Source organism: Pseudoalteromonas sp. bablab_jr010, assembly GCF_016464105.1.
Taxonomy (GTDB): Bacteria; Pseudomonadota; Gammaproteobacteria; order Enterobacterales; family Alteromonadaceae; genus Pseudoalteromonas; species Pseudoalteromonas simplex.
The window spans coordinates 1-19,089 of the sequence record NZ_JACDWV010000129.1 but is presented as its reverse complement, the minus strand read 5'-3'; the positions used below and the strand labels follow the sequence as shown (position 1 = coordinate 19,089).

Annotated in this window: 18 protein-coding genes; all 18 read left to right on the top strand. The window is 41.6% G+C overall.

Annotated elements, in window-relative coordinates; translation table 11 throughout:
* Nucleotides 1-21: 21 nt before the first annotated feature.
* The 18 genes from mnmE to JIG37_RS11160 all read left to right on the top strand — a co-directional run bounded on the left by mnmE (nucleotide 22) and on the right by JIG37_RS11160 (nucleotide 18,694).
* On the top strand, nucleotides 22-1,386 hold the full coding sequence (gene mnmE, locus JIG37_RS11245; RefSeq protein ID WP_130166143.1) for a tRNA uridine-5-carboxymethylaminomethyl(34) synthesis GTPase MnmE: 1,365 nt from the start codon (nucleotides 22-24) through the stop codon (nucleotides 1,384-1,386).
* A gap of 145 nt (nucleotides 1,387-1,531) precedes the next feature.
* Complete coding sequence (locus tag JIG37_RS11240) at nucleotides 1,532-2,272, top strand: isocitrate lyase/phosphoenolpyruvate mutase family protein (protein WP_199529381.1); 741 nt, start codon at nucleotides 1,532-1,534, stop codon at nucleotides 2,270-2,272.
* A 586-nt stretch (nucleotides 2,273-2,858) separates the two neighbouring features.
* Complete coding sequence (mioC, locus tag JIG37_RS11235; protein WP_199529380.1) at nucleotides 2,859-3,308, top strand: FMN-binding protein MioC; 450 nt, start codon at nucleotides 2,859-2,861, stop codon at nucleotides 3,306-3,308.
* Between the two features lie 429 nt (nucleotides 3,309-3,737).
* Complete coding sequence (gene mnmG / locus JIG37_RS11230) at nucleotides 3,738-5,627, top strand: tRNA uridine-5-carboxymethylaminomethyl(34) synthesis enzyme MnmG (RefSeq protein ID WP_054554801.1); 1,890 nt, start codon at nucleotides 3,738-3,740, stop codon at nucleotides 5,625-5,627.
* Between the two features lie 15 nt (nucleotides 5,628-5,642).
* Entirely contained in the window at nucleotides 5,643-6,263 is a 621-nt protein-coding gene (gene rsmG / locus JIG37_RS11225; RefSeq protein ID WP_054554802.1) for a 16S rRNA (guanine(527)-N(7))-methyltransferase RsmG, read from the top strand.
* A gap of 13 nt (nucleotides 6,264-6,276) precedes the next feature.
* Entirely contained in the window at nucleotides 6,277-7,062 is a 786-nt protein-coding gene (locus JIG37_RS11220) for a ParA family protein (RefSeq protein ID WP_054554803.1), read from the top strand.
* A 20-nt stretch (nucleotides 7,063-7,082) separates the two neighbouring features.
* Entirely contained in the window at nucleotides 7,083-7,994 is a 912-nt protein-coding gene (locus JIG37_RS11215) for a ParB/RepB/Spo0J family partition protein (protein WP_199529379.1), read from the top strand.
* Between the two features lie 159 nt (nucleotides 7,995-8,153).
* Nucleotides 8,154-8,534, top strand: a complete 381-nt coding sequence (locus JIG37_RS11210; RefSeq protein WP_054554805.1) for an ATP synthase subunit I — start codon at nucleotides 8,154-8,156, stop codon at nucleotides 8,532-8,534.
* Nucleotides 8,535-8,549: 15 nt separating this feature from the next.
* A complete protein-coding gene (atpB, locus tag JIG37_RS11205) occupies nucleotides 8,550-9,407 on the top strand; it encodes a F0F1 ATP synthase subunit A (RefSeq protein ID WP_054554806.1) in 858 nt (285 codons plus the stop codon).
* A 56-nt stretch (nucleotides 9,408-9,463) separates the two neighbouring features.
* A complete protein-coding gene (gene atpE / locus JIG37_RS11200; protein WP_010561330.1) occupies nucleotides 9,464-9,697 on the top strand; it encodes a F0F1 ATP synthase subunit C in 234 nt (77 codons plus the stop codon).
* A 42-nt stretch (nucleotides 9,698-9,739) separates the two neighbouring features.
* Nucleotides 9,740-10,210 carry a F0F1 ATP synthase subunit B gene (gene atpF, locus JIG37_RS11195; RefSeq protein WP_054554807.1) on the top strand — a complete coding sequence of 157 codons (471 nt, stop codon included), beginning with the start codon at nucleotides 9,740-9,742 and terminating at the stop codon, nucleotides 10,208-10,210.
* 16 nt (nucleotides 10,211-10,226) lie between these two features.
* Nucleotides 10,227-10,760 (top strand): F0F1 ATP synthase subunit delta, encoded by a 534-nt coding sequence (gene atpH, locus JIG37_RS11190; protein WP_054554808.1) that lies wholly within the window; start codon nucleotides 10,227-10,229, stop codon nucleotides 10,758-10,760.
* A 14-nt stretch (nucleotides 10,761-10,774) separates the two neighbouring features.
* Nucleotides 10,775-12,316, top strand: a complete 1,542-nt coding sequence (gene atpA, locus JIG37_RS11185; RefSeq protein ID WP_054554809.1) for a F0F1 ATP synthase subunit alpha — start codon at nucleotides 10,775-10,777, stop codon at nucleotides 12,314-12,316.
* Between the two features lie 59 nt (nucleotides 12,317-12,375).
* On the top strand, nucleotides 12,376-13,236 hold the full coding sequence (gene atpG / locus JIG37_RS11180; RefSeq protein ID WP_054554810.1) for a F0F1 ATP synthase subunit gamma: 861 nt from the start codon (nucleotides 12,376-12,378) through the stop codon (nucleotides 13,234-13,236).
* Between the two features lie 32 nt (nucleotides 13,237-13,268).
* The gene (gene atpD, locus JIG37_RS11175; protein ID WP_054554811.1) at nucleotides 13,269-14,654 is read left to right on the top strand and encodes a F0F1 ATP synthase subunit beta; all 1,386 of its coding nucleotides are present in this window, start codon (nucleotides 13,269-13,271) and stop codon (nucleotides 14,652-14,654) included.
* A 13-nt stretch (nucleotides 14,655-14,667) separates the two neighbouring features.
* Complete coding sequence (locus tag JIG37_RS11170; RefSeq protein ID WP_054554812.1) at nucleotides 14,668-15,090, top strand: F0F1 ATP synthase subunit epsilon; 423 nt, start codon at nucleotides 14,668-14,670, stop codon at nucleotides 15,088-15,090.
* A 272-nt stretch (nucleotides 15,091-15,362) separates the two neighbouring features.
* Nucleotides 15,363-16,721: a bifunctional UDP-N-acetylglucosamine diphosphorylase/glucosamine-1-phosphate N-acetyltransferase GlmU gene (gene glmU / locus JIG37_RS11165; protein WP_199529378.1), complete on the top strand. Its 1,359-nt coding sequence runs from the start codon at nucleotides 15,363-15,365 to the stop codon at nucleotides 16,719-16,721.
* A 143-nt stretch (nucleotides 16,722-16,864) separates the two neighbouring features.
* Complete coding sequence (locus JIG37_RS11160) at nucleotides 16,865-18,694, top strand: choice-of-anchor I family protein (RefSeq protein WP_199529377.1); 1,830 nt, start codon at nucleotides 16,865-16,867, stop codon at nucleotides 18,692-18,694.
* Nucleotides 18,695-19,089: the final 395 nt, after the last annotated feature.

Here is a 19,089-nt window from a genome sequence, read left to right as displayed (position 1 = left end):
TTATTGGCATTATTTCATCGCATGATTAATCAAGACACAATTGCAGCACAAGCGACCGCACCAGGACGTGGTGGGGTTGGTATTATTCGCGTCTCTGGCAGCTTAGCTAAAACAGTGGCAGAACAGATTATTGGCCGTTGTCCTAAAACACGTTACGCAGACTATGTACCATTTAAAAGCTTGAGCGGTGAACAGCTTGACCAAGGTATTGCTATTTACTTCCAAGGGCCAAATTCATTTACCGGCGAAGACGTACTAGAACTACAAGGTCACGGCGGCCCTGTTGTATTAGATATGCTATTAAAAGAAATTAGCCAAATTGACGGTGTACGTTTAGCAAAACCAGGTGAGTTCTCTGAGCGCGCATTTATGAATGATAAGCTTGATTTAACTCAAGCAGAGGCAATTGCCGATTTAATTAATGCAACCAGTGAACAGGCAGCAAAAAGCGCCCTCCAATCACTGCAAGGTGAATTCTCAAAACATATTGAAACGCTGGTGGAGAAAGTCATTCACCTACGTATGTATGTTGAAGCTGCAATTGATTTTCCTGATGAAGAAATCGACTTTTTATCAGACGGTAAAGTATCAACAGATCTCAATGCCATTATTGATCAGTTAGAGAATGTAACTCAGCAAGCTAAACAAGGTAGCATCATGCGTGAAGGTATGCGTGTTGTTATTGCGGGTCGCCCTAACGCAGGTAAATCAAGCCTACTTAATGCGTTAGCTGGCCGTGATGCAGCCATCGTTACCGAAATAGCAGGTACAACACGTGACGTATTACGCGAACATATCCACATTGATGGTATGCCACTACATATTATTGATACCGCAGGCCTGCGTGAAAGCCCAGATAAAGTAGAGCAAATTGGTATCGAGCGCGCATGGGATGAAATTAACCAAGCCGATCGCGTACTATTTATGTTAGACGGCACTGATACATCAGCCACAGACCCTCATGATATTTGGCCAGAGTTTATGGCCAAGTTACCAGAGGGTATGGGTGTTACTGTGATCCGAAATAAAGCCGATATTTCCGGTGAAAATGTCGGTATGGATGAACATGATCAATATCCGGTGATCCGTTTGAGTGCTAAAAATGCAGAGGGTATAGAGTTAGTTCGTACTCACTTAAAGGCATGTATAGGTTTCCAAGGCGCCACAGAAGGTGGATTTATGGCACGCCGTCGTCACTTAGATGCACTTGATCATGCTGCCTATCATTTAAACACAGGCAAAGAGCAATTAGAGATGCATATTGCTGGTGAGATCTTGGCTGAAGAATTACGCCTAACTCAACAGTTCTTAAATGAGATAACGGGTGAATTTACCTCTGATGACTTGCTAGGGAAAATCTTTAGTTCGTTCTGTATCGGTAAATAAATTCCGGTCATCAATATTATAAAAAGAGTCGCAAGACTCTTTTTTTGTTTTTAGTCCAGTAATCAATTATCGGTTCAGGCCCGAAACCAGCCAGTAATAAACCTCATATCAATTAGTCTAGCGATGTCATTAAACGGAGGACATCATGGACAAATATCAACTCTTTCACCAATTACACCACCAGCATGGGGGCTTTGTACTCGCTAATGCATGGGATCTTAGTTCAGCACAATTCATCCAAGCTGCGGGAGCTAAAGCCGTAGCAACAACCAGCTGGGGAATTGCGGCAAGTTTAGGGTTAGCTGATGGTGAAAACATCTCTTTTCAAACTCAGTTAGCGCTGGTTAAAAGCTTAACCGAACACCTTCATATTCCACTCTCTGTCGATATAGAGTCAGGCTACAGTAACGATCCGCTGCAAATTAGCGAAAACGTTTTAGCGTTAGCAAGATTAGGAGTTGTAGGCATCAACATAGAGGACTCAAATAAAGACACTAACGCACTGAGATCTACCGAGCAGCAATGCACTATTATTAGTGAAATAAAGAAAGTACTTAACGAAAATGGCTTCGGTGGTTTATTTATAAACGCCAGAACCGATACCTACTTTGTTAGTGACTCTCCTTTTCAAGCAACATTAAAGCGAGCAAAAGCGTATCAAGATGCAGGTGCAGACGGTCTGTTTGTGCCCGGCTTAACTAACATAGAGCACATAACCGGCTTAGCTAACACAATAGATATGCCATTAAATGTGATGGCAATGAGCAATTTTAACTCAGCAAAAGCCGCTTTCGCTGGTGGTGCAAAACGGTTTTCATTGGGTAATTCGCTCTATGATCTAGTCGGTAATACGATAAAAACCAGTTTAACACAGATCGAAAACTAACTTAGCGAGCTAAAAAATCAGATCAAAACAGCTTTTAAGATCGAATTTAGCTAAAAATGTTATCCACATTTGGGGCTTTTTTAGATCTAAAGGCTGATTTGATCATAAAAAAACGCGAAAATTTGAATTTATTTTCATACAACAGCCCTTTTTGATAACTAATTTTCTTAAAAACAGCCTTTATTAGCGCTTATTTAAGATTTTTTCGATCTATTTTATTGATCGCAAATTGCAAACCGATCGTTATCAACAAGTGATCTATCCACAAAACGATCATACTCACTATTTTTATCAGATCTGAAAATTTAAGCGCTTACACATAATTAAAGATCAACAACTTAGCAAAGTTATACAGTTTCCAATATTTAGCTTGATCAGAACTTTCCCCAAATTTATTAACAGCTTGATCAAAGGGTTTAATTTATGAATAAATATAAAAAACTATTAAAAACAGTAGATTATAAAAAACATTGAATTAAAGCTGTCATTTTAAGCAGAAAAACTTATTCAGATCGTAATTCAACGCTTTACTCACACCCTAACTTAGTTATCATGTGGCCACTTATTTCTATACATGATCAATCACATGCAATCAGTAAATATCATCGTTGGCAGCCAAATGGGATCTGCAGAATACGTGGCAGAGCAACTAGCAGAAGCCCTTGAACAACAAGGGATCCAAGTGCAGCTTCATGAACAGCCTATATTTGATGATATTGATCAGCAAGATACTATTTGGTTGTTATGTACTTCTACATACGGCGCGGGAGACTACCCAGAGAACCTACTGCCATTTGTTGAGTCTATTAACCAACAGGCTGATCTTAAAGGATTAAACTACAGTGTGATCGGATTAGGTGACACTAGTTACGACACCTATAACTATGCAGGCCGTAATCTAGATGAGTTATTAGCTAATAAAGGCGCAAACCGCGTGGCAGAACGCTTAGAGCTAAATATTCTTGATGAAGCATTGCCAGAAGACACGGCATTAGCCTGGTTACCAAGCTGGATCGAATCAGCAGGGCTCAATTAAGCCGATCGGTGTTGATCGTTGTTATAAAAGTTACCCACAATTTACTGATAATTTAGATCAGATTGTGGATAAACACTGATCTAACTGCGATTTTAACCTAGTTTATCCCTTGGATAAGATCCAATCGATATTGTCCTGTGTATAAATAGCCCTTTTGATCAAAGCTTTTACGCGGGAAGATCCGATCATATTAACACCTTTAGATCTGCGTTAAGATCATGTTTTTAATAGTAAAGCGAACATTATCAACAGATCTAGCCGTTACTAGTAGTAAGAGTAATAAAAGATCTCTTTAAAAGATCCTTTATATTATTAGAGATCACCCACTTAGATCTTGAGCACTGTTTAATCATTTATCTTCTCTAAATTTCTAGGTAGAATACGCTCCCTTTACAAAGTTTTGCTGGTCGATTAAGTAGGATCCCATAAATGATTTTTCACGAACGTTTTGATGTTATTGTTGTAGGTGGTGGACATGCAGGTACTGAAGCTGCATTAGCATCTGCTCGCATGGGCATGAATACCCTATTGCTAACTCATAATATGGATACCCTTGGTCAAATGTCTTGTAATCCGGCAATTGGCGGTATTGGTAAAGGCCATTTAGTTAAAGAGATCGATGCTCTTGGTGGTGCAATGGCTCAGGCTATTGATAAAGGTGGTATTCAATTTCGTACTTTAAACTCATCTAAAGGCCCTGCAGTACGTGCTACACGTGCACAAGCTGACCGTGCTTTGTATAAAGCAGCTATTCAACATACTTTACAACATCAAGAAAACTTAAAGATCTTCCAACAATCATGTGACGATCTAATCGTTGAAGGTGATCGAGTAATCGGTGTTGTAACGCAAATGGGTCTTCGTTTTAGCGCGCCTTCTGTGGTTCTTACCGTAGGTACTTTCTTAGGTGGTCAGATCCATATTGGTTTAGAGAACTTCAAAGGCGGTCGTGCCGGTGATCCACCTTCAATTGCACTTGCTGAGCGATTACGTGAATTACCTTTCCGTGTTGATCGCTTAAAAACAGGCACACCTCCTCGTATTGATGCGCGAACTGTTGATTTTAGCAAGATGCAAGAACAGCCAGGTGATACCCCAACGCCTGTATTCTCATTTATGGGTAAACAATCGGATCACCCACAGCAGATCCCGTGTTACATCACTTATACAAATGAAAAAACACATGATGTGATCCGCAATAACTTACATCGCTCACCTATGTATTCAGGTGTAATTGAAGGTATTGGTCCGCGTTACTGCCCTTCAATCGAAGATAAGATCGTACGTTTTGCTGATAAAGACAAACATCAAATCTTTGTTGAGCCAGAAGGTTTAACATCATACGAATTATATCCAAATGGTATTTCAACGAGCTTACCGTTTGATGTACAGCTTGAAATTGTGCAATCAATCACTGGTTTTGAAAATGCACATATTTGTCGTCCTGGTTATGCAATTGAGTATGACTTCTTTGATCCGCGCGACTTAAAGCAATCATTAGAAACTAAGTTTATTAATGGTTTATTCTTCGCAGGCCAAATTAATGGTACAACCGGTTACGAAGAAGCTGGCGCGCAAGGTTTAATTGCGGGTATGAATGCGGCATTACAAGTACAAGGTAAAGAGTCATGGACACCTCGCCGTGATGAAGCATACACAGGTGTACTCATTGACGACTTAGCAACATTAGGTACTAAAGAACCATACCGTATGTTTACTAGCCGTGCTGAATACCGTTTATTACTTCGTGAAGATAATGCCGACATTCGTTTAACTGAAAAAGGCCGTGAACTTGGCTTAGTTGACGATGCTCGTTGGGCTGCATTTAACGAAAAAATGGAAATCATCGAAAAAGAAACGCAACGTTTAAAAGAAACATGGATCCACAAAGATCACGTTGCTGTTGATCAAGTAAATGCGTTATTAAAAACACCACTGACTCGTGAAGCGAGCCTTGAAGATCTGATCCGCCGCCCTGAAATTCGTTATAACGACTTAATGGCAATCGATGGTTTAGGTTCTGAGTTTGATAACCAAGCTGCACTTGAGCAAGTTGAGATCCATACTAAGTACGCAGGCTATATTGCTCGTCAGCAAGATGAGATCAATAAGCAGCTACGTCATGAACAAACTGTATTACCAAAAGACTTTGATTATTCAACTGTTTCTGGCTTATCAAATGAGGTTATCGCAAAGCTTACAGATAGTCGTCCAGATACAATTGGCCAAGCGTCACGTATTTCAGGTATCACCCCTGCTGCTATTTCGCTATTATTAGTCTATCTGAAAAAGCAAGGCTTACTGCGCAAGACTGCGTAGTTGGTGAGGAATACAGTGTTACAACAACAATTAACTTCGCTGTTAGCGCAAACTGATATTGCGCTAACAGAAAAACAGCAACAACAACTTGTGCAATATGTTGAATTATTAGACAAGTGGAACAAAGCGTATAACTTAACCTCTGTTCGTTTACCTGAAGAAATGATGGTTAAGCATATTATGGATAGCTTAGTTGTTGCACCACACCTTAAAGGCAAACATTACATTGATGTAGGTACCGGTCCTGGTTTACCGGGTATCGTATTAGCCATCGCTTTACCTGATACACAATTTGTATTGTTAGATAGTTTAGGTAAACGCGTGCGCTTTTTGATGCAGGTAAAACATGCACTTGGCCTTGAAAATGTAACCCCAGTGCAGTCTAGAGTTGAAGAATATCAACCAAGTGTTAAATTAGATGGTGTATTAAGTCGTGCATTCGCCTCTTTACAAGATATGGTTGACTGGTGTGCGCACTTGATTGATCATTCAGGTAAATTTATCGCCTTAAAAGGCGTATTTCCGAGCGAAGAACTAGACTCATTACCGAAAGGTATTAAGTTTGATGAAAAAATCAGCTTGGAAGTACCTGAGTTAGATGCGCAAAGACATCTAATCATTCTATCTAAAGACTAGGGATCAGAGCACTGTGGCAAAAGTCATCGCATTAGCAAACCAAAAAGGTGGTGTTGGTAAAACAACCACCGCTGTGAATCTCGCGGCATCGATGGCCGCGACGAAGCGTAAAGTGTTATTAATCGATCTTGATCCGCAAGGAAACGCTACCATGGGTAGTGGTGTCGATAAATACGGTGATGTTGCGACTATTTACGATTTATTGATTGAAGAAACACCAATCGATGAAGTGATCAATAAAGAAACCTCAGGTGAGTATCACTTAATTGCTGCTAATGGCGATGTGACTGCCGCTGAAGTTAAACTAATGGAATTGTTTGCTCGTGAAGTGCGTTTACGTAATGCGCTTGAACAAATTCAAGATCAATACGATTTCATTTTTATCGACTGCCCGCCTTCACTTAACATGCTTACTGTTAATGCCATGGCTGCCGCAGATTCGATTTTAGTTCCGATGCAATGTGAGTATTATGCCCTTGAAGGTTTAACGGCATTAATGGATACCATTACGCAGCTATCTAAGCTAGTAAATCCAGCGTTAACAATTGAAGGGATTTTGCGCACCATGTATGATCCGCGCAATCGCCTTGCAAATGATGTATCAGAACAATTAAAACAACATTTTGGCGATAAAGTATATCGTACCGTTATCCCACGTAATGTCCGTTTAGCAGAAGCGCCGAGTTTTGGTGCCCCTGCCATGTATTATGACCGTGCATCAAGTGGTGCTAAAGCTTACTTAGCCCTAGCCGGCGAAATGTTACGTAGAAAAGAGAAAACATCTTCAGCAGTAGCCTAACTTCGAGGTAAAAAAATAACATGTCTGCTAAAAAACGCGGTTTAGGCCGAGGACTCGACGCTTTATTAAGTTCATCAAAACCTGCCCCAAGTGCAAATAATCAGCAACAAGCGACAGCAACACCAGAGCAAGTCTCTGAAGTAGTTGCAGAGCAAAGCAAAGGTGAGCTGCAAAAATTAGCGATTGAGTTTTTACAATCGGGTAAATATCAACCGCGTAAAGACATGTCTGAAGAAGCGCTAGAAGAGTTAGCCAGCTCAATTCGTGCTCAAGGTATCATTCAGCCAATTGTTGTGCGCCAAATTGGTGCAGACAAATATGAAATTATTGCTGGTGAGCGTCGTTGGCGTGCTGCTCAACTTGCAAAATTAGATGCTGTTCCATGTATCATCAAAGATGTACCAGATGAAGCAGCCGTTGCTATCGCATTGATTGAAAATATCCAACGTGAAGACCTAAACGCGATGGAAGAAGCGATAGCATTAAATCGTTTACTTAACGAATTTGAACTCACTCATCAACAAGTCGCCGAAGCAGTTGGTAAATCGCGTACGACTGTGACTAATTTACTACGTCTAAATAACCTTAACGAAGATGTTAAAATCTTGTTAGAGCATGGCGACATCGAAATGGGTCATGCACGTTGTTTATTGGCACTTGAAGGCGAAGCGCAGTCAGATGCTGCTAGATTAGCGGTTGCTAAAGCGTTGACTGTTCGTGAAACTGAGAAATTAGTTCGCTCTATCTTAGAACCAGCTCCGAAAAAAGAAGCGCAAGAAAAAGATCCGGATGTCAAACAGTTAGAACAAAAACTTGCTGAAAATTTAGGCGCCAAAGTAGAAATAAACTACAATAAAAAAGGCAAAGGCAAACTGGTTATCTCTTATACAACTCTTGATGAGTTGGATGGCATTTTAAGCCGTATAAATTAAGACTATTCCCGTCATTAATTAATAACATGTCCAAAAAGAGACATTTGTGGTGTTTTTGCACTACAAAGGGTCGACTCAAGTTGCAAAACTGGTAGGAATCAGTATAATTTCGCCAGTTTTCATACCCTGACAATTTAACGTTCTAAAGGTTAACAAAACGTGACTAATAGGTTAGCAAGGCCGTATAGGCTTGCCGCATTTAAATTAATTTGTCTTCAGGGTATCGTAGCATTAATCGCTGCAGTAATTGTTTTTATAGGTTGGGGAGTCAATGCCGGCCAGTCAGCGCTTGCTGGCGGAGCTGTTGCACTACTCCCTAATTTTGTATTTGCTGTCTATGCATTCCGTTATATGGGTGCAAGTCGAGTAAATCAAGTGTATGCCTCGCTAAAGCGCGGCAACGGATTAAAATTTATGCTAACAATCGTTTTGTTTGCACTGATACTGAAGTCTTACACGGTCGTTTTATTACCGTTTTTCTGTGTTTATGTATTGGTGTTATTTAGCGGATTGTTTGCGCCCGTTTTTTTTAATCATTAACTTTTGGGATATAACATGGCTGCAGAAGAAGTAACTCTATCAAGCCATATTCAGCACCACTTAACTAACGCTAAGATGTGCTCGACCGACGCTGGTCTTGCCTTCAACAAAGCGTGTGCAGACAGTGGTTTCTGGACATGGAATATAGATACCCTCGCATGGTCAATCGGTCTAGGTCTTGTATTTTTATGGATCTTCCGTAGTGCCGCTAAGAAAGCAAATACCGGTGTACCTGGTAAATTTCAGTGTTTCATTGAAATGATCGTTGAGTTCGTTGGCGACAACGTACGTGATACATACCACGGTAAAAGCGCATTAATCGCTCCATTAGCTCTAACGATTTTCGTTTGGGTGTTCTTAATGAACTTAATGGACTTGATTCCGGTTGATTTCCTACCTGCATTCGCTGGCTTCGTTGGCGAGCAAGCATTTGGTATGGATTCTCACGACGTTTACATGAAGATTGTACCTACCACAGACATCAACATGACTGCTGCACTTGCTATTGGTGTATTCATTCTGATGATCGGTTACGCAATCAAAATCAAAGGGATTGGCGGATTCTTAGCTGAATTAACGCTTCACCCGTTTAGCTCTAATAACAAGCTAGCGATGGTGTTCTTAATCCCATGTAACTTATTACTAGAAACAATCGCTTTAGTTGCTAAGCCGTTCTCGTTAGCACTGCGTTTATTCGGTAACTTATATGCTGGTGAGTTGATTTTCATCTTGATCGGCGCAGTTGGTTTAATGCAACTACCGTTGCACTTTATTTGGGCTGTATTCCACATCTTAGTAATCGTACTGCAAGCATTCGTATTCATGATGCTTACAATCGTATACCTAAGCATGGCAAGCTCAGATAATCACTAATTTTTTACACTTTTAAATTTTAACTTTAATTTACAATTGAAACTTTGGAGAAAAAAATGGAACTAATGATTGGTCTTAAGTACATCGCTGTCGCTCTACTTATCGGCTTCGGTGCAATCGGTACTGCTATCGGCTTCGGTAACATGGGTGGTAAATTCCTAGAAGCTTGTGCTCGTCAACCTGAACTTGCACCTTCATTACAAGTTAAGATGTTCATCCTTGCTGGTCTAATCGATGCCGTAGCTATGATCGGTGTTGGTATCGCAATGGTATTGTTGTTCGTACTTTAATATTATTTTTTGAACAGCTTACTATTTTAAGGAGGAGCGGTCGTGAACTTAACAGCCACTCTTATCGGTGAATTAATTGCATTTACGGTTTTCGTACTTTTCTGTATGAAATACGTATGGCCACCACTAAATGGTGCAATTGAAGCTCGCCAGAAGAAAATCGAAGATGGTTTAGCTGCCTCTGATAGAGCCGAAAAAGACTTAGAACTTGCGCAAAAGAAAGCTGCTGAGCAGCTTAAAGAGGCAAAAGCTCAAGCGGCTGATATCATTGAACAAGCTAAAAAGCGTGCCACGCTAATCGTTGACGAAGAAACTGTTCGTGGTCAACAAGAGCGTGAAAAAATTATTGCTCAAGGGCACTCTGAAATCGAAGCAGAGCGTAACCGTGTAACAGAAGAACTACGTAAACAAGTAGCGACGCTGGCAGTGGTTGGTGCTGAGAAGATTTTAGAGCGCGAAATCAATCAAGCCGCACACAGTGACATCGTTGAAAAACTTGTCGCTGAGCTGTAATTAGGAGGGTATGAGCATGTCTGAATTGGCTACTATCGCTCGCCCATACGCTAAAGCGGCTTTTGAACTTGCCGTTGAAAAAGGCACTGTTGAAAGTTGGAACGACATGCTGTTCTTTGCTGGCCACGTTGCCAGCAACGAGCAAGCCGCTGCCGCGCTAGCTGGATTGCCTACTGCTACTGAACAAGCAGATCTGTTTATCAAGATCTGTGCAGAGCAGCTCAACGAACAAGGTCAGAACCTAATCAAGGTGATGGCTGAAAATGGACGTTTAGTTGCACTGCCTGCTGTTGCTGAGTTATTCGCTGAATTTAAAGCGGACTACGACAAAGAAATCGACGTTGACGTGATTTCTGCAACACCGCTTGCTGCTGAGCAGCAAGCAACATTGGTAGCGGCACTTGAAAAACGTTTCGCACGCAAAGTTAAGCTGAATTGTAGTGAAGATACTACAGTTGTTGGCGGTCTTATCATTAAGGCGGGTGACACTGTAATCGACGGCTCAGTACGTGGCAAATTAGCCCGCTTAGCTACATCACTACAATCGTAATTGGGAAAAAGAGCATGCAACTTAATTCCACTGAAATTTCAGATCTGATCAAACAACGTATTGAGCAGTTCGAAGTTGTAAGTGAAGCTCGTAACGAAGGTACTATCGTATCTGTTACTGACGGTATCATCCGCATCCACGGTCTTGCTGACTGTATGCAAGGTGAGATGATCGAGCTTCCTGGCAACCGTTATGCTATCGCACTAAACCTTGAGCGTGACTCAGTAGGTGCTGTAGTAATGGGTCCTTACGCTGACCTTAAAGAAGGCGTAAAAGTTAAATCAACTGGTCGTATCCTAGAGGTTCCTGTTGGTCGTGGTCTACTTGGTCGTGTTGTTAACACACTAGGTGCACCTATCGACGGTAAAGGCGCTTTAGATAACGACGGTTTTGAACCTGTTGAGAAAATCGCACCAGGCGTTATCGAACGTCAATCAGTAGATGAGCCAGTACAAACTGGTTATAAATCTATCGATGCGATGATCCCAGTAGGTCGTGGTCAACGTGAGCTTGTGATCGGTGACCGCCAAACTGGTAAAACTGCATTAGCAATCGATGCTATCATCAACCAAAAAGGTACAGGCGTTAAGTGTGTGTACGTTGCAGTTGGTCAAAAAGCATCTACTATCGCTAACGTAGTACGTAAGTTAGAAGAGCACGGTGCATTAGAAAACACGATTGTTGTTGTTGCATCTGCTTCTGAATCTGCGGCACTTCAGTACCTAGCACCATTCTCTGGTTGTACTATGGGTGAATACTTCCGTGACCGTGGTGAAGACGCGCTAATCGTATATGATGATTTATCTAAGCAAGCTGTTGCTTACCGTCAAATCTCATTACTACTTAAGCGTCCACCAGGCCGTGAAGCATACCCAGGTGACGTATTCTACCTTCACTCACGTCTTCTAGAGCGTGCATCACGTGTAAACGCTGATTACGTTGAGAAGTTCACTAATGGTGAAGTGAAAGGTAAAACAGGTTCATTGACGGCATTGCCAATCATTGAAACTCAAGGCGGCGACGTTTCTGCGTTCGTACCGACAAACGTTATCTCTATCACCGATGGTCAGATCTTCTTAGAAACTGACTTATTCAACTCAGGTATCCGTCCAGCTGTTAACGCTGGTATCTCGGTATCTCGTGTTGGTGGTGCAGCGCAAACTAAAATCGTTAAGAAACTAGGTGGTGGTATCCGTCTAGCGTTAGCTCAGTACCGTGAATTAGCTGCGTTCTCGCAGTTCGCGTCTGACCTTGACGATGCAACACGTGCTCAATTAGAGCATGGTGAGCGCGTAACAGAGCTAATGAAGCAGAAACAGTACGCACCAATGTCTGTTGCTGAAATGTCTCTGTCGCTATTTGCTGCTGAAAAAGGCTACCTAAAAGACATCGAAATCGCGAAAATCATGGATTTCGAAGCTGGCCTAATTTCTTACGCAAACAGCACATACGCAGAGCTAATGGCTCAAATCAATGAAACTGGTAACTACAACGCTGAGATTGAAGCTCAACTTAAAGAACTTCTAGAGAAGTTCAAGTCGACGCAAACTTGGTAATTTAGTTATGAATGGTGAGCTTTAGGCAACTAAAGCCCACCTGATTCGGAGAGAGAGTCATGGCCAGCGGAAAAGAGATTAAAAGCAAGATCGGGAGTATCAAGAATACTCAAAAGATCACCAGCGCAATGGAAATGGTTGCTGCGTCTAAAATGAAAAAAGCGCAGGAACGTGTGGCGTCAAGCCGTCCATACGCTGAAAACTTACGCCAAGTGATTGGTCGTGTTGCTCAAGCAAATCTTGATTTTACTCACCCTTTCTTAGAAGAGCGTGAAGTAAAACGAGTTGGTTATATTGTTATCTCTACTGACCGTGGTCTATGTGGTGGCTTGAACTCAAACGAGTTCAAAAAAGTTGCCCTAGATGTTAAAGCGTGGAAAGAAAAAGGCGTTGAAGCTGAATTTACTACTTTAGGTAGCAAAGCAGCTGGCTTTTTCCAACGTTTTGGCGGTAAGTTAGTCGCTAAAAAAGCGAACTTAGGAGATACACCTTCACTACAAGACGTTATTGGTCCTGTAAAGACAATGCTAGATGCATACTCTGAAGGTAAAATTGACCGCTTATACGTAGTATTTAACAAGTTCGTTAATACTATGAAGCAAGAGCCAACAATCGATCAGTTACTCCCTTTGCCAAAAGCTGAAGAAGAAGTATCTCAACATTCTTGGGATTACTTATATGAGCCAAACCCAGAAGCGATTTTAGAAGCTCTGTTAGTACGCTTTATTGAGTCTCAAGTATACCAAGGTGTAGTTGAGAACGCTGCCTCTGAACAGGCTGCCCGTATGGTTGCAATGAAAGCTGCAACTGATAACGCAGGCGACCTTATGGATGAGTTACAGCTTGTTTATAACAAGGCTCGTCAAGCTGCAATCACACAAGAAATTAGTGAGATTGTTGGCGGTTCGGCAGCAGTTTAACGCTTCGGCAAAGTTTAATGAGAGGAATAGACATGAGTTTAGGTAAGGTCGTCCAAATTATCGGCGCCGTTGTGGATATCGAATTTCCACAAGACAACGTGCCAGCCGTATATGACGCACTAAAAGTAACAGATGGCGACTTAGCTGGTTTAACTTTAGAAGTTCAACAACAGCTAGGTGGCGGTGTGGTACGTGGTATCGCACTTGGTACTACTGACGGTTTACGTCGTGGTACTGCAGTAGAAGGTACAGGTCAGCCAATCCACGTTCCAGTAGGTACGAAGACACTAGGTCGTATCATGGACGTATTAGGTAACCCTATTGATGAAGCTGGTCCAATTGGTGAAGAAGAGCGTATGTCTATTCACCGTGCAGCACCTTCTTATGAAGAACAATCAAGTTCAGTAGAACTTTTAGAGACTGGTATCAAGGTAATCGACCTTGTATGTCCATTCGCTAAAGGTGGTAAAGTTGGTCTATTCGGTGGTGCCGGTGTTGGTAAAACCGTAAACATGATGGAACTTATCCGTAACATCGCAATCGAGCACAGCGGTTACTCAGTATTCGCAGGTGTTGGTGAGCGTACTCGTGAGGGTAATGACTTCTACCATGAGATGAACGACTCAAACGTACTAGATAAAGTATCTCTAGTATACGGTCAAATGAATGAGCCACCGGGTAACCGTTTACGCGTAGCGTTAACAGGTCTTACTATGGCAGAGAAGTTCCGTGACGAAGGTCGTGACGTACTTTTCTTCGTTGATAACATCTACCGTTATACTCTAGCGGGTACAGAGGTATCAGCACTTCTAGGTCGTATGCCTTCAGCAGTAGGTTACCAACCAACTCTTGCTGAAGAAATGGGTGTACTTCAAGAGCGTATCGCATCTACTAAGACGGGTTCAATCACTTCAATCCAAGCGGTATACGTACCTGCGGATGACTTAACTGACCCATCTCCAGCAACAACGTTTGCTCACTTAGATGCAACAGTAGTACTTTCTCGTGATATCGCTTCACTTGGTATCTACCCTGCGGTAGACCCACTTGATTCATCTTCACGTCAACTTGACCCACTAGTAATCGGTCAAGAGCACTACGATACAGCGCGTGGCGTTCAAACAGTTCTTCAACGTTATAAAGAACTTAAAGACATCATCGCAATCCTAGGTATGGACGAGCTTTCTGACGAAGATAAGCAAGTTGTATCTCGTGCACGTAAAATCCAGCGTTTCCTATCTCAGCCGTTCTTCGTTGCTGAGGTATTCACAGGCGCGCCTGGTAAATACGTGTCACTTAAAGACACAATTGCTGGCTTCAAAGGTATCTTAAACGGTGAGTTTGATGATATGCCAGAGCAAGCGTTCTACATGGTTGGCTCTATTGAAGAAGCTCAAGAAAAAGCCAAAAGCATGTAATTAGGAGGGTAGTATGGCGGCTATGACTGTACATCTTGACGTAGTAAGCGCAGAAGAGAGCTTGTTCTCTGGTCTGGTTGAATCGATTCAAGTGAGTGGTAGTGAAGGTGACCTTGGTGTTAACTATGGTCACGCTCCATTATTAACTGCCCTAAAACCTGGTATGGTACGTTTAGTTAAGCAATTTGGTCACGAAGACGTGATGTATATTGCTGGCGGCACGCTAGAAGTTCAACCGGATCGCATCACGATTCTTGCAGATACTGCAGTACGTGGTGAAGACCTAGACGAGCAAGCGGCTGAAAAAGCTAAACGTGATGCTGAAGAGCAAATGGCGAATACGTCAACTGCTGAGTTAGATTATCAACAAGCTGCAGTGCAACTTGCTGAAGCAATCGCTCAACTTCGCGTAATTCAACAATTACGTAAAAAGTAAGCCTACTCGGTTTTCGAAAAGCCCACTCAACGTGGGCTTTTTTGTGCCTAAAATTCACCGTTTAGCACCCTACTTTATATTTATACTTATATCCTTCATCAAAGCTCGCTACAATAGTGTAAATTAATAGTGAATAGCTGTTTCATTCAAGGTTCAGTCCAACACATTAGGATTGCGTATTTACACATGATGTGACTTACACAACTTTGTATGTTTCCCAGAACTCACAAAATATTGCACACCTAAAACAAAGAAAGAAGGATATTGTTTTAATGTCTCTGACTACCGTTATTCTTGCTGCGGGTAAAGGCACCCGCATGCGCTCTGCTCTACCTAAGGTATTACACAAAGTTGCTGGCAAACCTATGGTTCAGCACGTTATCGATAATGCCACTGCCCTTGGTGCTCGTGAAACAAATCTTGTTTACGGTCATGGCCGTGAGCAGCTTCAAGAAGCCCTATCGCACAACCAAGTAAACTGGGTATTACAAGAAGAACAACTCGGTACGGGTCATGCTGTCGCTGTTGCTAAAGAACACATTGCCGATGATGACACCGTATTAATTCTCTATGGTGATGTGCCACTAACAAAACGCGCGACCTTAGAAAAGCTACTTGCTGCAACTCCAGAAAAAGGTTTAGCGGTGTTAACGGTTACCTTAGATGACCCATCAGGTTATGGCCGAATGATCCGTGAAAATGGCAAGCTAGTAGGTATTATCGAACAAAAAGATGCTTCACCAGAGCAACTTGCAATTAAAGAAATCAATACCGGTATTATGGCTGCGAATGGTGCGCTACTTAAACGTTGGTTAGGTAACCTATCTAACAACAACGCCCAAGGTGAATATTACTTAACTGATATTGTAGCTATGGCACACAGTGAAGGGGTTGAAATTACTTCTGCACAGCCTGAGCATCCGATGGAAGTTGAAGGTGCTAATAATCGCGTACAACTTTCAGCACTTGAACGTGCATACCAAGCATGGCAAGCAGAAGAGCTAATGCTAAACGGCGCAACACTTGCTGATCCTGCTCGTATTGATGTACGTGGTGAAGTAACGACTGGCGAAGACGTACTGATCGACGTTAATGTTATTTTCGAAGGTAAAGTAACGCTTGGTAATAACGTACAAATTGGCCCAAATTGCGTACTTAAAGATTGTACTATCGGCGATAACGTTGTTATTAAAGCTAACTCACTTGTTGAAGAAGCCAGTGTTGCTGCTAAATGCACTTTAGGCCCATATGCCCGCCTTCGCCCTGGTGCGATTATGGAAGAAGACTCGCACATTGGTAACTTCGTTGAGATGAAAAAGACTCGCTTAGGCAAAGGCTCAAAAGCAAACCACCTAACCTACTTAGGCGACACTGAAGTTGGCGAAAAAGTTAATATTGGCGCAGGGACTATTACTTGTAACTATGATGGCGTAAATAAATCAAAAACCATTATTGGTGATAACGCCTTTATCGGTTCTAACTCATCACTGGTAGCCCCTGTGAATATTGGTGCAATGGCAACAGTTGGCGCAGGTTCGGTTATTACTAATACAGTTGAAGACGAACAGCTTGCAGTTGCTCGTGGTAAACAACGTAACCTTACTGGTTGGAAGCGCCCAACTAAAAAGTAATGAGCTACCCTACTAATTTATAAATAAAAAGCGAGTTTATACTCGCTTTTTTTATGGCTAAATTTTGTTCTCATAAAAGTGCCATATAGTTGTAATGCCTGCGTGTTGTAATTGCCCTAATACAATTCCAAGGAAAAATAATAATGTTAAAAAGATCAATTATTGCGCTATCACTTTTAACCATTCTTTCTGGCTGCTCATTAGACGGTGACGACGGCAAAGACGGCCTACAAGGTGAGCAAGGTCCTGCAGGTCAAAATGGAACTGATGGAGTAAATGGCACCGATGGTACAAACGGAAATGACGGAGCAAATGGTACAGATGCAAACGCTGCTTTAACTATAAATCTTATCGGCCGTGCAGTGCTGAACGCAGAAAGCCCTGAAGGTGCTGCGGAAATTGTTGCTTACCAAGCATCTAAACAACGAATATTTGCTATCAATAGTTCCGGTGATTCTGCGGTCGTTAATATCATGAAAGCCGATAGCTTTGACCGTGCAGCTTTAGTTAAAGATAACGAAGGGGTTATAAACGGCACTAATTTAACCTCAGAGATTACCCTTGCACTTAATGAGCACAGTGTGGGTGATGCGAACAGTATCGCGATTGATGCTAATAATGAACTTTTAGCCGTTGCAATGGCAGCTAGTAATACCGGTGATGCAGGTTTAATCGCATTTTATGATATTAGTGGCGACGAGCCTCAGTTTATTAAAAATGTCACTGTAGGCGCCCTGCCCGACATGGTTACTTTTAGCCATGATGGCAATAAAGTATTGGTTGCAAATGAAGGCGAACCTAATGGTGACTACAGTATTGACCCTGAAGGCTCTATCAGCATTATTAATATTAATGATGGTGTAATTGCAGATACTGCTATTAGCATTACTTTTTCGGCTTATAACGACAAACAAGCAGAGCTTGAAGAACTTGGGATTGTATTTGCTAACCCAACAGGTCGAACAATCAACGGTAACTTGATTAATACGACCGTAGCAATGGATTTAGAACCTGAATACATTAGCATTTCAAAAGACAATAAGTTTGCCTACGTGTCACTACAAGAAAATAACGCCCTTGCTATCGTCAATCTTGAAGATAATAGCCTAGAGCTCAAAGGCTTAGGATTTAAAGATTGGTCTAATTTACTTTTTGATGCATCAGATAAAGACGGTGGTGTTAACTTTAAATCGTACCCTGGTCTCTATGGCATGTATCAACCAGATACGATTTCAAGCTTCACCTGGAAAGGTGCTAACTTTATTGTCACAGCGAACGAAGGTGATGCACGAGAATACTTCTTTGATACAACCGACGAAGCTGATTGTTTAGCAAAGGGTGGTCTAGATTATGATGAAGATGATGGTTGTTTATCATATATAGATGAAACCAGAGCTAAAGACTTAACACTGGCAAGCAATTTTGATTACCTGAACAATGACAACAGTGATATTGGCCGTTTAAAAGTGACCACTGTTAAAGGTGATGAAGATAATAATGGCGAATATGAATCACTCTATGCATATGGAGCCCGCTCTTTTACTATTTGGGATAGTAACGGCATGGTGGTTTTTGACTCGGGCGATCAAATCTCACGTATTACTGCATCAGTTCACGGAGCAGCATTCAATAATAACGAAGATGAAAATGACGGTGATAGTCGCTCTGATGACAAAGGTGCAGAACCAGAAGCGTTAGCACTGGGTACGATTGGCGAACGTACATTTGCATTTATCGGGTTAGAGCGTATGGGTGGCATTATGGTGTTTGATATTACTAATCCATACAATGTGACATTCCAAGATTACTTTTTTAATCGTGGCCTAGAAGCTGATGCAGATATAACAGGTGATCTTGCTCCTGAAGGTATGACATTTATACCTGCAGAACAAAGTGCAACGAATGAAGCATTGCTAGTTGTTGGTAATGAAATTTCGGGTTCAATCGCTGTTTGGGAAATTTCTACTAACTAATCCGCCTTATAAAAATAAAAAGCGACATAGCTAATTTAATGTATGTCGCTTTTTCTATGCCATTTTATCCTCACAAAAATGACTGCTTTTTGAGCTAAAACCCCTCTGTAGCCCTTTATTTGTATGGTTATTGTACTAATTCGAAAATAATCAAAAAAACCTCCAAAAAGTGCTTGCGTTAATTCTTCGCATCCCTATAATGCGCATCCACTGACACGGCGGGCAGCAATGAAAAGCGCTGAACAAAGTGACAGAGAGTTAAGTAAAACTTCGGTTTAAAACGGTCTAAAAAGAAAGTTTAAAATTAAGTGTTGACTCGAAAATTTAAGGATGTATTATACGCATCCCTAGCGACAACGTCGCAACGTTCTTTAACAATATAAAGCAATCATCTG